We start from the raw sequence: 14,435 nt of genomic DNA, 5'->3' as shown, positions 1-14,435 counted from the left end.
TGAGGACTTTGTGTTGATAGTTGAATTCACTGTTTGTTCAAGTTTGCTTGTGCTGGGTAGCGTTGGATTGGCTGAATGATCAGTGCAGGTCCGTTTCCCTTGATGGCGCTGGTTGCCCTGTTGGCGCTGGCGATTGGCTGGTTCTTCGCGCGCGCATTGGCACCTGCCGCCGATGGAATGCGCAGCCGCGCTGGTGCGGTGGTGCTGGATGCGTTTCTGCTGGGTTTGCTTGGCGCACGTCTGGGGCACGTGGCGCTGCACGCTGGCGACTATCTGCCGCAGCCTCTGTCCATCATTCGCCTGGGCGACGGTGGCTATTCGATCTGGACAGGCCTGCTGGTCGCAGCGGCCTATGCAATGTGGAAGACCCGCCAACGCATCCTGCGCAAGCCGGTGTTGATGGGTTTGGTCGCGGGTGCGGCGTTCTGGGCAATCGGCGGCATGGCGTTGTTTGCAGTGCAGCGCTCATCCATTCCGTTGCCGGACGCGGTACTGGTTGACCTGCAGGACAAGCCTGCGCCGCTGGCCGCCTTCGCTGGCAAGCCAACCGTGATCAATCTGTGGGCGACCTGGTGTGGCCCGTGCCGGCGCGAGATGCCGGTGCTGGCACAGGCGCAGCAGACGCACCCGCAGGTGCAGTTCGTGTTCGCCAATCAAGGCGAAACCCGTGATGAAGTCGCCAATTATCTGCGTGCTGAAAACATGCTGTTGACCAATGTACTGCTGGATGCCGAATCGCGGGTGATGCAGCAGACCGGCGCCCGCGCCCTGCCAACGACGCTGTTCTTTGGCGCCGATGGAAGGCTGCGCAATGTGCATATGGGCGAGCTGTCGCGCGCCACCCTGGAAGCGCGCCTGCGCGAAATGCAATAACCCCTTTCCTGAAAGAGACACACGATGATGCGTTCCCGTTCGATGTTGCTGTTGTTGTCCGCCATGACGCTGACCCCGCTGGCCTGCGCACAGACTGCCAGTGCCCCCGTGGCTACTGCGGCCAAGCCAGCTGCGGCCAATGAGCCGGCGGTGGTGAAGACCCTGCGTTCGCAGGGGGTGGAATTCATGGGCACGTTCGAAACGCCGGTTGGCCTGACCGGCTATGCCGGCGTCGCCGGGCAGCGTCCGCTGGGCGTGTATGTGTCCAAGGATGGTGAGTACGCGGTGGTTGGTACCCTGGTCAACGCCAAGGGTGAGGACGTCAGCGCCGCCAAGCTCAAGGAGCTGGTGTCCGGGCCGATGGGGCAGCAGGCCTGGGCCAAGGTGGAAGCCAGCCATTGGGTGCGCGATGGCAAGGCCGATGCGCCGCGTGTCATCTATTCCTTCAGCGACCCGAACTGCCCGTACTGCAACCGCTTCTGGGAAGCGGCGCAGCCTTGGGTGGCCGCAGGCAAGGTGCAGATCCGGCAGATCCTGGTGGGCGTGATCCGCGAGGACAGCGCCAACAAGGCTGCTGCCATTCTGGGCGCGACTTCGCCGGAGCAGGCGCTGATCCAGAACGAGCGTGATTTCGCCAAGGGCGGCATCAAGCCGCTGGCGACGGTGCCGGCGGCGGTGCAGGCCAAGCTGCGTGCCAATGAGGCCTTGATGCTGGAGCTGGGCTTCCAGGGCACACCGGGCATCCTGTTCAAGGACGCCGACGGCACGGTGCAGATGCGTTCGGGCATGCCGCAGGGCGATGACATGCAGACGGTGCTCGGCCCGCGCTGATCACTGAACCGGGCGGCGGCGATGTAATAGTCTCCGCCGCCACAGGCTGACTAAGCTGGCCCCGTCAAAAGGAGCCAACCATGAGTCACGACCACAACCATCTGCCCAGCGAGATCCGCCACGAGAAGCCATTGTGGTGGGCGCTTGGGCTGACCACTGCCTATCTGGTGGTCGAGGTCATCGGCGCGTTCTGGACCAACAGCCTGGCGCTGCTGTCCGATGCCGCGCATATGGCCACCGATGCGCTCGGGCTGATGATCGCGCTGACCGCCGTGCGCCTGAGCCGACGCCCACCTGATGCCAGGCGCACCTATGGCTATGCCCGGCTGGAAGCGCTGGGCGCGGTGGCCAATGGCCTGCTGTTGTTCGGCGTGGGCATCTACATCCTGTTTGAAGCCGTGCAGCGCTTCCAGCAGCCGCAGGAGATTGCTTCCACCGGCATGATGTGGGTTGCCGCATTTGGCTTGGTGGTGAATCTGATTGCCATGCGCCTGCTCAGTGCCGGCAGCGGCGAGAGCCTGAACGTCAAGGGCGCCTACCTGGAAGTGTGGAGCGACATGCTCGGCTCGGTGGCGGTGATCGTCGCTGGCGTGATCATCCACTTCACTGGCTGGACCTTGGTTGATCCGATTCTGGCGGTGCTGATTGGTTTGTGGGTGTTGCCACGTACCTGGGTGCTGCTGCGCGATGCGATCAACGTGCTGCTGGAAGGCGTGCCCAAGGGCGTGGTGCTGGCTGATATCGAGGCGGCGCTACGCGGGCATGCCGGTGTCGCCGGCATCCATGATCTGCACGTGTGGGCGCTGGCATCGAGCACGCCGGCCCTGACTGTGCATGTGGTGATGCACGATGGCCAGTCGCCGGATGTATTGCGTCGGCAACTGGCCGATCTGCTGCATGAGCGGTTTGATATCGACCATGTGACGGTGCAGGTAGAAGCGGATCACTGTGGCGATGATTGTGCCGACAAGAAGGCGGGTGGCGGTGACCACGGCCACGACCATGATCATGAAGGTCATGCGCACGCGCCGGATGATCAAGGCCACCATGGGCATGTGCACCGCTAGACAGCGCGCTTCGCGCGCGTCCCCTCTCCCCAACCCCTCTCCCGCAGGGGGAGAGGGGCTTAGGCGTCGGCGAGGTGAAGCGATGCTTGCAACTTTGGCTTTTAAAGCCCCTCTCCCCCTGCGGGAGAGGGGTTGGGGAGAGGGAGGGGCGCAACGCGCCCAGCCGTGAAGTCAACAAAAAACGGAGCCTTTCGGCTCCGTTTTTTCATTCGATCAACTGCCAAAAACTCAAACCACCGGCTCACGCAGTTCCGGCATCTCCCAGCCCTTGCGCGGTGCGAAGCGGTCGCCATGGCGTGCCTGCAAGGCCTTCAGCTTCTCAACCAGCACATCCACGCCTGTCGCACGGATATGCTGGATCGGGCCGCCACGGAACGGGGCGAAACCGGTGCCGAAGATCACCCCGGCATCGAGCAGATCGGCATCGGCTACTACGCCGTCATGCAGGCAGGCCACGGCCTCGTTGAGCAACGGCAGGATCAAGCGGTCTTCCAGATCCGATGGCGCCTGGTAGTCCTTGGCAACTTCCGGCTTTACCGCACGGCCGTTCTCCCACTTGTAGATGCCCTGGCCGTCCTTCTTGCCGCGCTTGTTCGGCTCGACGGTAGCCAGTGCGGCCGGGATCTGCAGGCCGAGGAACGGTGCCAGCTCCTTGCCGACACCTGCAGCCACGTCCAGACCGACCGTATCCAGCAGCTCGATGGGGCCCATCGGCATGCCGAACTTGACCGCAGCCTTGTCGATTACCGGACCGGGAATGCCTTCGGCATAGGCGGTGGCGGCTTCCAACATGTACGGGAACAGCACGCGGTTGACCAGGAAGCCAGGCGTGCCGGCCACCGGCACCGGGAATTTGCCCAGCGCCTTGCAGAACGCAGCCAGACGCTTCTCGGTCTCCGGCGCCATGCCGTCGTGGTGGATGATCTCCACCAGCGGCATCTGCGCGACCGGGTTGAAGTAGTGCAGACCGGCAAACTGCGCCGGGCGTTGGATGTGGTCACGCAGCTCGACCAGCGGGATCGAGGAGGTATTGGTGGTCAGCAGCGCATCGGCCTTCATCTTCGGCTCCAGCGTCTGGTATAGCGCACGCTTGGCTTCCGGGTTCTCGATGATGGCTTCGATCACCAGATCGGCCTGCGCCACGCCGTCACCGGCCAGATCGGCCTTCAGTCGTGCGGCCACTTCCGGGCGCTTGCTCTCATCGCGCACCTTCTTGTCGAACAGCGCCTGCGCGCGGGTCATGGCCGGGTCGATGAAGCGCTGCTCGCGGTCCTGCAGGGTCACGTTGAAGCCCTTGTACGCCGCCCAAGCCGCGATGTCGCCGCCCATCACGCCGGCACCGACCACGTGCACATGCTTGATGCCCGAATCCTTGCCGCCCAGGCCCTTGAGCCGTTCGGTCAGGAAGAAGATGCGGATCAGGTTGCGCGCGGTCGGGCTGCTGGCCAGCTTGACCACCGCACGACGCTCGGCATCCAGGCGCTTCTGGATCGGGCTGCCGCCGGTGCGCTCCCAGGTGCTGATCAGCGCGTAGGGTGCCGGGTACTGGTCCTTCTTGGCCTTGCGTGCGACCTGCTTGGCCATCTGCGGGGCGAGGATCTTGCGGGCCAGGAAGGTATTGGTGGCCCAGGCGGTGGCGCGTTGCTTGAACGGGCGGGTCACGCCGGTCTGCAGCAAGGCGACGGCCGCATCGACCAGCACCGCCGGGGCGGCGACCTTGTCGACCAGGCCGATAGCACGCGCGGCCGAGGCCGACAGGGTTCGGCCGGTCAGCATCATGTCCATCGCCGCCGGCGCACCGACCAGCTGTGGCAGGCGTGCACTGCCGCCCCAGCCCGGGAAGATGCCCAACTGGGTCTCGGGCAGGCCGATACGGGTGGATTGATCGTTGGAGGCCACGCGGTAGCGGCAGGCCAGCGCCAGCTCGGTGCCGCCGCCCAGGCAGTGGCCGTGGATGGCGGCAACGGTCGGGCAGGGCAGCTCGGCCAGCTTCTGGTAGACGCTCTGGCCGCGGCGGATGGCGTCATTGACGGTGCCGCGGCGGTCGAACTCCTGGAATTCCTTCAGGTCGGCACCGGCGATGAAGCCGGCCGCCTTGGTCGAGCGCACCACCACGCCCTTGGGCGGGTCGATGGCCAGCCGCTCGACGATATCGCCCAGTTCCAGCAGCACGTCCTGCGACATGGCATTGACCGGGCTGTCCTTGCGGTCGAGGCTGAGCACTGCCACGCCATCCTCGCGCAGCTCGGTTTGCCAATGATTGAAGCGGAGCCCGTCGAAGCCTGAGAGCATGGGACGTTCCATCCGGTTGTGTATGGAGAAGACCGCTATGATCCAGAGGTTGTTTCCCTGCCGTCAAATCCCAATGTCTGGAATTGTGTTGGGCTTATCTGGTCAGCGCCCCTGCAGGTTAGCCGAACGGGAGTTAAAAGCTGGTGCGGTGCCGCTGGGACAGGGTGCTGAACTTTTGCCGCGAACAGCGGTCTTATTGCCCGACGTCGGTTGGGCTGACAGGAGTGCGGCCCGTTATGGCCGAGGTTGAAACACCGCAGGAGCTGGACCTGGAGCTGGTCCGGCGTGTGCAGCGCGGCGAAAGCGCAGCGTTCGATGTGTTGGTACGCAAGTACCAGCATCGGATCATTGCGTTGATCGGGCGCTACATCGCCGACTGGAGTGAATGTCAGGACGTGGCCCAGGACACTTTCGTGCGCGCTTACCGTGCGCTCGGGAATTTCCGTGGCGACGCCCAGTTCTATACCTGGTTGCATCGGATCGCAGTGAATACCGCAAAAAACTACTTGGCAGCACACAACCGGCGCCCCCCCACCGACGACATCGAGATCGGTGACGCCGAGCAGTTCGACAGTGGGGTCCGCTTGCGCGACAACGACACGCCGGAGCGTGAGTTGATGCGCCAGGAACTGGAACAGACCGTGATGAAGGCGGTTGATGCGTTGCCCGAAGAGCTGCGCTCAGCCATTACGTTGCGAGAGGTGGAAGGCATGAGTTACGAGGATATCGCGCAGAAAATGGGATGCCCGATCGGTACGGTGCGGTCGCGGATCTTCCGTGCCCGCGAGGCCATCGACACACAGCTGCGTCCCTTGCTGGATACCCCCAGCGCTACCCGTGAACGGAGTCGCGTATGAACCCGCAAGACCGTAACCCGGTGTCAGCCGGTGCTGCGCCGGACAAATTTGAACTGCACTACCGCCAGCAGTTGTCGGCGCTGGTGGATGGCGAGCTGGCTGCCGATGAGGCGCGCTTCATGCTGCGCCGCTTGGAGCACGACAGTGAGCTTTCAGCCTGCCAGGAGCGCTGGCAGGTAGTGGGTGACGTGATGCGCGGCCAGGCCTGCGCACCGGCGCCCCTGGATTTCAGTGCGCGCGTGCGTCAGGCCGTGGACGCGGATGCGTTGCAGAACGGGCCGCTTGTGGCCGCGACCGCAGTACAACGTGCGCCGCAACGTGCCGCGCGGACAGGTTGGCGGCGTTGGGGCGGCGGTGCCGCCCTGGCTGCCTCGGTGGCTGCGGTGGCCTTGTTCATGGCCCGCGAACAGCTGCCGGAAACCAGTGCGCCCACGCCGGTCATCGCGACCACGGCGGAAGTTGCCCCGGCACCTGTGCAGCCTTCGGCTCCTACCGCGGCTGATGCCGGTAATGTCGCCGGTCTGGTTGCGGCCGCACCGGCGGTTGCCGCAGCCGTGACCCGTCGCCAGGACGCCACTGCCCGTCGCGGCAGTGCGACCCGCACCCAGCAGGCGGCACGCGCTGGTACTGCGCGCATGACCGAGCCGCAGCGGGCAATTGCCTCCGCGCCGGTACTGCCGGCAACGCCGGCGTTGCGTCAGGACCCGTTCGCCACCGGCAACGGTGTGCTGCATGCGCGGCCATGGCCACGTTCGACCGTGGCACCATCGCTGTCGCAGGGGGCGCTTAACGCAAGTTTCCCGGCACAGGAGCAGGGTGGGGCGACGTTCTACCCGTTTGAACCGCGCATGCCGGCACAAAGTACCGACGATGCCGAGTCGCGCAGGCTGTTGCCGCGTCAGTAAGTGTTGTTTGCCGGTCGTCCGCCTCTGGGCGGCCGGTTTTCCCCGGATTCCAGGTTTGTGCGCTGTGATTGGGCGTACCGGGCTTGGCTGTTCTTTCCCGCTTTGACTGAATTGGAGGCTCGAAGCTGATGACCCCTCGTATCCAAAACAAGGTGTTTGGCCTGCTGGCGATGACCCTGCCGTTGGTGGCCTGTGCGCAGAGCCCGGCACCGGATGCGCCCGCCGCGCAGGCGACCACTGCCCGTGCCGCCCCCGCGCCGCAGCTGGTGCAGGGTTTGCCTGACTTCACCCAACTGGTCGATCAGGTCGGCCCGGGTGTGGTCAAGGTCGATACCGTGATCGGCGCGCGCCGCAATCCGCGCGCTGCCCAGCAGGGCCCGGACATGGACCAGATGCCGGAGTTCTTCCGCCGCTTCTTCGGTCCGGATTTCCAGATGCCGGGGCCGGGCCAGCAGGGACCGGACAGTGGTCCGCGTGGCCGCAGCATGGGCTCGGGCTTCATCATCTCCAATGACGGCTATGTGCTGACCAACCACCACGTCATCGACGGTGCCGAGTCGGTCAAGATCACCTTGAGTGATCGCCGCGAGTTCACCGCCAAGGTGGTCGGCAGCGATGCCCAGTACGACGTGGCGCTGTTGAAGGTTGAGGGTAAGAACCTGCCGACCGTGCGTGTGGGCGACTCCAATACGCTCAAGCCGGGCCAGTGGGTGGTGGCGATCGGTTCGCCGTTCGGCCTGGATCACTCCGTTACTGCCGGCATCGTCAGTGCGCTTGGCCGCAATACCGGTGGTAACGAGCAGCGCTATGTGCCCTTCATCCAGACCGACGTGGCGATCAACCAGGGCAACTCCGGTGGCCCCTTGCTGAATACGCGCGGAGAGGTGGTCGGCATCAATTCGCAGATCTTCTCCGCCTCCGGCGGCTACATGGGCATCAGCTTCGCGATCCCGATCGATCTGGCGATGAATGCGGTCGAACAGATCAAGAAGACCGGCAAGGTCAGTCGTGGCCAGTTGGGCGTGATGGTCGGCGAGGTGACCAGCGATATCGCGCAGGGCTTCAAGCTGCCTGACAGCCGTGGCGCGCTGGTCAACCAGATGGTGCCCGACAGCGCGGCGGCCAAGGCAGGTATCGAGGTGGGCGATGTGATCCGTGCGGTCAATGGCACCGAGATCAATACCTCCAGCGAGCTGCCGCCGATGATTGGCGCGATGCCGCCGGGCAGCAAGGTGCGGATGAGCATCCTGCGTGACGGCAAGCCACGCGATATCACCGTCACCCTGAGCGAGCTGGCTGAGGACGCTGCGCGCCCGGGTAACACTGCTGCCGCTGGCGATGAGGCCAAGCCGCAGGCCGGCGCCAATGCCTTGCTGGGGCTGGAAGTGGTCGATCTGACTGCCGCCGAGCGTCGTCAGCTTGGCCTGGAGTCGGGCGAGGGCGTGCGCATCACCGGCGTCAACAGCCAGTCTGGCCGCGAGGCGCGTCTGGCCCCGGGCATGGTGGTGCTGCAGGTCGGGCGCGCCCCGGTGGGCAGCGTTGCCGCCCTGAACCGGGAGCTGGCCGGCTACAAGAAGGGGGACGTGGTCATGTTGCTGGTCCGCGCCGGCGCCAACAGCGCCTTCGTCCCGGTCCGCGCTGGCGAATAAGCCCGCCAGACCTTGCGATAGCAACGGGAGCCGCCTTCGGGCGGCTCCTTTCGTTCAGCTGCCGGCCAAACCCTGTGCGGGGCTTGGCTCCGGCATGCGATAATGGCCCGTTATCCTGACGACGCAGCGCCGCCGCCGCCACCTATGTCACATGATTCGATGCGGATGATCCGCAACTTCTCCATCATTGCCCACGTTGACCACGGTAAGTCCACCCTGGCCGACCGCATCATCCAGTTGTGTGGCGGCTTGACCGCGCGCGAAATGGAAGCGCAGGTCCTGGACAACAACCCGATCGAGCGCGAGCGTGGCATCACGATCAAGTCGCAGTCGGTGTCGGTGCCGTATACGGCCCGCAACGGCCAGACCTACTTCCTGAACTTCATCGATACCCCCGGCCACGTCGACTTCTCCTATGAAGTCAGCCGCTCGCTGGCCGCCTGCGAAGGCGCGCTGCTGGTGGTCGATGCGGCCCAGGGCGTGGAAGCGCAGTCGGTTGCCAACTGCTACACGGCCATCGAACAGGGCCTGGAAGTGGTGCCGGTGCTGAACAAGATCGACCTGCCGACCGCCGATATCGACCGTGCCAAGGCCGAGATCGAGGCCGTGATCGGCATCGATGCCTCCGACGCGGTTGCGGTCAGCGCCAAGACCGGCCTGAACATGGAGGAGGTGCTGGAAGCCATCGTGCACCGCATCCCGCCGCCGGCCGACCGTGGCAGCGACAAGCTGCAGGCGCTGATCATCGATTCCTGGTTCGACAATTACCTGGGCGTGGTCTCGCTGGTGCGCGTGATGCAGGGCCAGATCAAGGCCGGCGACAAGATCCAGGTCATGTCCACCGGCCGTTGGCATCTGGTCGACAAGGTCGGCGTCTTCACCCCCAAGCGCAAGGAAATGCCTGCGCTGCGTGCCGGTGAAGTGGGCTGGATCAACGCCAGCATCAAGGACGTGCACGGTGCGCCGGTCGGCGACACCCTGACCCTGCAGGCCGATCCGGCTTCCGAGCCGCTGCCCGGCTTCCAGGAAATGCAGCCGCGCGTGTTCGCTGGCCTGTTCCCGGTCGATGCCGAGGACTACCCGGACCTGCGCGAAGCGCTCGACAAGCTGCGCCTGAACGACGCCGCGCTGCGCTTCGAGCCGGAAAGTTCCGAGGCGATGGGCTTCGGCTTCCGTTGCGGCTTCCTCGGCATGCTGCACATGGAAATCGTGCAGGAACGCCTGGAGCGCGAGTACAACCTCGACCTGATCAGCACCGCACCGACGGTGATCTACGAGGTGCTCAAGAGCGACGGCACCATCGTGATGATGGACAACCCGGCCAAGCTGCCGCCGGTCAACCAGGTCGAAGAGATCCGCGAGCCGATCATCCGCGCCAACATCCTCACCCCCGAGGAATACATCGGCAGCATCATCAAGCTGTGTGAAGAAAAGCGCGGCACCCAGATCGGCATCAACTACATGGGCAGCCAGGTGCAGATCAGCTATGAGCTGCCGATGGCCGAAGTGGTGCTGGATTTCTTCGACAAGCTCAAGTCGGTCAGCCGTGGCTACGCCTCGCTGGAATACCACTTCGTGCGCTTCGAGGCCGGCCCGTTCGTGCGCCTGGACGTGCTGATCAACGGTGACAAGGTTGACGCCCTGTCGCTGATCGCCCACCGCAGCCACGCCGATCGCCGTGGCCGCGAGCTGTGCGAGAAGATGAAGGACCTGATTCCCCGGCAGATGTTCGACGTGGCCATCCAGGCCGCGATCGGCGCGCAGATCATCGCCCGTACCACGGTCAAGGCCATGCGCAAGAACGTGCTGGCCAAGTGCTATGGTGGCGACGTTTCGCGTAAGAAGAAGCTGTTGGAAAAGCAGAAGGAAGGCAAGAAGCGCATGAAGCAGGTGGGCCGTGTGGAGATCCCACAGGAAGCCTTCCTCGCTGTGCTGCAGATGGACAAGTAACAGTGATTTGGGAGTTGGGATTCGGGATTGGAAGGAGCAGCATCTGCTCTGGCTGCTGCGAATCCCCAATCCCGAATCCCGAATCTCATTCCGAAGGAACATGAATGAAATGGTTTGAAATCATCCTGGTAGTGCTGACCCTGGGCTCGGGCCTGGTGTTGCTGCTGGACAAGCTGTACCTGCGCAAGCGCCGTGCCGAGAAGGCCAGTCTGCTGGACAGCGAAGAGCCGGCGGTGGTGGATTACTCACGCGCGTTCTTCCCGGTGCTGGCGGTGGTGTTGATCCTGCGCAGCTTCGTGGCTGAGCCGTACAAGATCCCGTCCAGCTCGATGATGCCCAACCTGCTGATCGGCGATTTCATCCTGGTCAACAAGTTCTCCTACGGCTTCCGCCTGCCGATCACCAATACCAAGATCATTCCGGTGGCTGAGCCCAAGCGCGGTGACGTGGTCGTGTTCAAGCCGCCGCACGCACCGGACCAGAACTGGATCAAGCGGGTGATCGGCCTGCCGGGTGACCGCATCGGCTTCCATGGCGACACCTTGTCCATCAATGGTGTGCCGATGGTCTACGAAGACCGCGGCGAATACATCGGCAAGGGCCCGGGCGCGGAAATGACCGGCGCCTCGCTGCTGACCGAGCAGTTGCCAGGCCGCAGCCACACCGTGCTCGAACTGCTGGGCCGTGCCGACCCGCGCGGGCAGGGTGACTGGGTGGTGCCGGAGGGTCACTATTTCGTGATGGGTGACAATCGCGACAACAGCGAGGACAGTCGCTTCTGGACCCAGACCCACTTTCTGCCGGAAGAGAATCTGCGAGGCAAGGCGTTCCTGATCTGGTTGAACTGTGAAGGCTGGTTCTGCAAGGGTAGTTTCGAACCGTCGCGTATCGGGGCGGGCATTCAGTGAGTGGACAACGCGTTTCTGGGGAGATCGCAATGAAGCACAAGCAAGCAGGTATGACGCTGACCTCGTTCCTCGTGGTGTTGGCGGTGGTGGGTTTCGCGCTGTTTATCGGTATGAAGCTGTTCCCGATGTATCAGGAGTATTACTCCGTACGCTCGGCGCTCAAGAGTATCGCCGCGGAGCCAGGCTCCGGCAGTCTCGATCCGAGCAAGGTGCAGGAGTTGTTCTTCAAGCGTATGGACATGAACTACGCCGACGACGTGAAGCCGGCTGATCTGAAGATCGAGCGCACTGATGGCGGTTTGCGCATGATCGTCAGCTATGAAGTGCGGCGCGAAATCATCGGCAACCTCGATGTGGTTGGCAAGTTCAATGCGTCCCAGGATCTGAAGCGGACCGGTAGTGAATAGAACGTTCCAACGGGGTGATCTGATCGGTCACTCATTCAAGGATCAGGGTTTGCTGAAGCAGGCCCTGACCCATCGCAGTGCCGGCGCGCCGCATAACGAGCGCCTGGAGTTCCTTGGCGACAGCATCGTCAACATGTTGATCGCCGAAGCGCTTTTCACACGCTGGCCCAAGGCTGACGAGGGCGCGCTCACGCGTGCCCGCTCGGCCTTGGTTTGCGAGGCGGCATTGGCGGTGATTGCGCGTACGCTGGAGCTGGGCGAGCGTTTGACGCTGGGCCCGGGTGAGATGAAATCAGGCGGCCATCGCCGCGACTCCATCCTCGCCGACACTTTTGAGGCCGTGGTTGCCGCCATTTATCTGGACGCCGGTTTCGAAGCCTGCCGCGAGCGGATAATGCCGTGGTTCGAGGCGTCGCTGTCGGCGGTGCCGGTGGGCAAGCCCGAGAAAGACCCCAAGACCCGCCTGCAGGAATGGTTGCAGGCCCGGCAGAAGACCCTGCCGGTATACGAGCTGGTATCGGAGACCGGCGACGACCACGCCAAGCACTTCCATGTGCGCTGTTGCGTGGCTGACCCCGCCGTAAGTACCGAAGGCGAAGGCACTTCGCGACGGCTGGCCGAACAACAGGCGGCAGCCGCCGCAATAGAGCAATTGGATTCCAAGTGAACGACACCTCCTCTCATCGCTGTGGCAGCGTCGCGGTCATTGGCCGCCCCAACGTTGGCAAGTCGACCCTGACCAACGCCCTGGTCGGCGCCAAGGTCAGCATTGTCTCCAACCGTCCGCAGACCACCCGCCACCGTCTGCTCGGCATCGCCACCTACCCGGAAGGCCAGCTGGTGCTGGTTGATACCCCCGGCCTGCATCGCCAGCAGAAGCGCGCGATGAACCGGGTGATGAACCGCGCCGCGCGTGCCTCGCTGGAAGGTGTGGATGTTGGCCTGCTGGTGATCGAAGCCGGTCGCTGGGACGAAGAAGACACCCTCGCGTTCAACGTGCTGAGCGATGCAGGCGTACCGGTGGTGTTGATCGTCAACAAGGTTGACCGGATGAAGGACAAGGGTGCGCTGCTGCCGTTCCTGCAGGAGATCACCGTTGGTCGTGAATTCGCCGCCGTACATCCGATCTCGGCGCTGAAGCGCAATGGCCTGGATGCGCTGGTGCGCGATCTGATCGGGCTGGTACCGGAAGGCCCGCCGATGTTCGGCGAAGACGAGATCACCGACCGCAGCCAGCGTTTCCTCGCCGGCGAACTGGTCCGCGAGCAGTTGATGCGCCAGCTTGGCGAAGAGCTGCCGTACGCCACCACCGTGGAAATCGAACGCTTCGCCGAAGACGGTGCGCTGCTGCGTATCGGCGCGGTGATCTGGGTCGAGCGCGAAGGCCAGAAGGCGATTGTCATTGGCAAGGGGGGTACCCGCTTGAAGGAAATCGGTGCCAAGGCGCGTCTGCAGATGGAGCGCCTGTTCGGTGCCAAGGTATTCCTGGAAACCTGGGTGCGCGTACGTGAAGGCTGGTCCGATGACGAGGCTGCGCTGAAGGCCTTTGGGTACGGCGAGCAGTAAGGTTTGCTCCGGGAACCGGGAGTGGCGAATCGGGAAGGGAAGCTGCCTGGTTCTGCTGCAACTTGCGATCCCGTCCGTTGGCTGGCGATGTGACAGGTCAGGTTGCGCGATGAAGGCCGACGCTGCGACGCCGCACTTTCGTAGCAACGGCCTCCCGCGAGGGCGTCTGCAGGAAGCCGGCTGGTTCAAGTTGAAGGGCTGCTCCGACTCCCGATTCTCCATTTCCGACTCCCGGCCTTGAGATGCGCATCGAAGACCAGCCCGCTTACGTGCTGCATGCCCGGCCTTGGCGCGAAACCAGCTTGCTGGTCGAGGTGCTGAGTCTGGAGCACGGCCGTTTGGGTCTGCTTGCACGCGGCGTGCAAGGGTCGAAGAAGCAGGCGCTGCGCGCCGCCTTGCAGCCGCTGCAGGCGATTCGTTTTGACGCGCAGCAAACCGGTGAGTTGGCGCAACTGCGCCGCGCCGAAAGCCAGGACGTGGCCCCAAGGTTGCACGGCCCCGCGATGCTGGCCGGCTTCTACATCAACGAACTGGTGATGCGGCTGACGCCGCGGCAGGACCCGCTGCCCGAGTTGTATGTGGCTTACGGTGAGTTGCGCGGGCAGTTGGATCAGGCGGAAGGGTTGGCATGGTCGCTGCGGCGCTTCGAGCGTGACCTGCTCGACGCATTGGGCTTTGGCTTCGACTGGAGTTGTGGCGGTGACGGCGAGCCTATCGATCCGGCGGCACGCTATCGGCTGGACCCGTTGCAGGGTGCGCTTCGACTGCTCAGCGAGCGTGGCAACAACGAGCGGCGTGTGCTGGCAACCGGCACCGCGCTGCTGGCGCTGGCCGAAGACCGGATGCCGAACAGCGCTGACGTCGCCAGTCTGCGCCTGCAGATGCGCGCCGTACTGCTGCATCACCTTGGCGGTCGTGGACTCAAATCCTGGGAAATGCTGGGTGAACTGACTCGTTCGTAACCGTAGTGCCGAGCCATGCTCGACAGGGGCCGTATGCAGAATCCAACCATGTAGTGGGGGGGGGGGGGGGGCGCGGCGCGGGCGCGGGGGGGCGGGGGGGGGAGCAGCGCGCGGGGAGCAGAGGCGGAGGCCGCCACGCGCGCGGCGAGGCGGCGGCGCGAGTGGAGG

The 14,435-nt window shown here is 64.2% G+C and carries 13 protein-coding genes; 12 read left to right on the top strand and 1 reads right to left on the bottom strand.

The features are described 5' to 3' along the window. The first annotated feature begins 75 nt into the window (after positions 1-75). The 3 genes from ACVOL0_RS06645 to ACVOL0_RS06635 all read left to right on the top strand — a co-directional run bounded on the left by ACVOL0_RS06645 (position 76) and on the right by ACVOL0_RS06635 (position 2,771). Positions 76-873 carry a TlpA family protein disulfide reductase gene (locus ACVOL0_RS06645; protein ID WP_481548438.1) on the top strand — a complete coding sequence of 266 codons (798 nt, stop codon included), beginning with the start codon at positions 76-78 and terminating at the stop codon, positions 871-873. 24 nt (positions 874-897) lie between these two features. Next, positions 898-1,704, top strand: a complete 807-nt coding sequence (gene dsbG / locus ACVOL0_RS06640) for a thiol:disulfide interchange protein DsbG (RefSeq protein WP_481548437.1) — start codon at positions 898-900, stop codon at positions 1,702-1,704. A gap of 80 nt (positions 1,705-1,784) precedes the next feature. Continuing rightward, positions 1,785-2,771, top strand: a complete 987-nt coding sequence (locus ACVOL0_RS06635) for a cation diffusion facilitator family transporter (RefSeq protein WP_481548436.1) — start codon at positions 1,785-1,787, stop codon at positions 2,769-2,771. A gap of 228 nt (positions 2,772-2,999) precedes the next feature. Here the strand turns inward: ACVOL0_RS06635 and ACVOL0_RS06630 are convergent, their stop codons facing one another. Further along, positions 3,000-5,063: a 3-hydroxyacyl-CoA dehydrogenase NAD-binding domain-containing protein gene (locus tag ACVOL0_RS06630; protein WP_481548435.1), complete on the bottom strand. Its 2,064-nt coding sequence runs from the start codon at positions 5,061-5,063 to the stop codon at positions 3,000-3,002. A gap of 236 nt (positions 5,064-5,299) precedes the next feature. Here ACVOL0_RS06630 and rpoE point away from each other — a divergent pair, with 236 nt between their 5' ends. The 9 genes from rpoE (at position 5,300) to recO (ending at position 14,267) form a co-directional block, all read left to right on the top strand. Continuing rightward, complete coding sequence (gene rpoE / locus ACVOL0_RS06625) at positions 5,300-5,920, top strand: RNA polymerase sigma factor RpoE (RefSeq protein ID WP_296250849.1); 621 nt, start codon at positions 5,300-5,302, stop codon at positions 5,918-5,920. Continuing rightward, positions 5,917-6,825 carry a sigma-E factor negative regulatory protein gene (locus tag ACVOL0_RS06620; protein WP_481548434.1) on the top strand — a complete coding sequence of 303 codons (909 nt, stop codon included), beginning with the start codon at positions 5,917-5,919 and terminating at the stop codon, positions 6,823-6,825. The genes rpoE and ACVOL0_RS06620 overlap by 4 nt, the downstream gene beginning before the upstream one ends. 128 nt (positions 6,826-6,953) lie before the next feature. Next, positions 6,954-8,474, top strand: a complete 1,521-nt coding sequence (locus tag ACVOL0_RS06615; protein WP_481548433.1) for a DegQ family serine endoprotease — start codon at positions 6,954-6,956, stop codon at positions 8,472-8,474. Between the two features lie 159 nt (positions 8,475-8,633). Beyond that, a complete protein-coding gene (lepA, locus tag ACVOL0_RS06610) occupies positions 8,634-10,424 on the top strand; it encodes a translation elongation factor 4 (RefSeq protein WP_481548461.1) in 1,791 nt (596 codons plus the stop codon). A gap of 104 nt (positions 10,425-10,528) precedes the next feature. Further along, positions 10,529-11,332, top strand: a complete 804-nt coding sequence (lepB, locus tag ACVOL0_RS06605) for a signal peptidase I (RefSeq protein ID WP_481548432.1) — start codon at positions 10,529-10,531, stop codon at positions 11,330-11,332. A 29-nt stretch (positions 11,333-11,361) separates the two neighbouring features. Further along, entirely contained in the window at positions 11,362-11,739 is a 378-nt protein-coding gene (locus tag ACVOL0_RS06600) for a DUF4845 domain-containing protein (RefSeq protein WP_481548431.1), read from the top strand. Continuing rightward, positions 11,732-12,406, top strand: a complete 675-nt coding sequence (gene rnc, locus ACVOL0_RS06595; RefSeq protein ID WP_481548430.1) for a ribonuclease III — start codon at positions 11,732-11,734, stop codon at positions 12,404-12,406. Before ACVOL0_RS06600 ends, rnc begins: the two co-directional genes overlap by 8 nt. Further along, a complete protein-coding gene (gene era, locus ACVOL0_RS06590; RefSeq protein WP_481512644.1) occupies positions 12,403-13,305 on the top strand; it encodes a GTPase Era in 903 nt (300 codons plus the stop codon). Before rnc ends, era begins: the two co-directional genes overlap by 4 nt. 242 nt (positions 13,306-13,547) lie before the next feature. Further along, positions 13,548-14,267: a DNA repair protein RecO gene (gene recO / locus ACVOL0_RS06585; RefSeq protein ID WP_481548429.1), complete on the top strand. Its 720-nt coding sequence runs from the start codon at positions 13,548-13,550 to the stop codon at positions 14,265-14,267. Positions 14,268-14,435: the final 168 nt, after the last annotated feature.

The sequence above is a fragment of the Stenotrophomonas sp. STEN021 genome (assembly GCF_056760175.1).
This window is presented reverse-complemented; position numbering and strand designations above follow the sequence as displayed.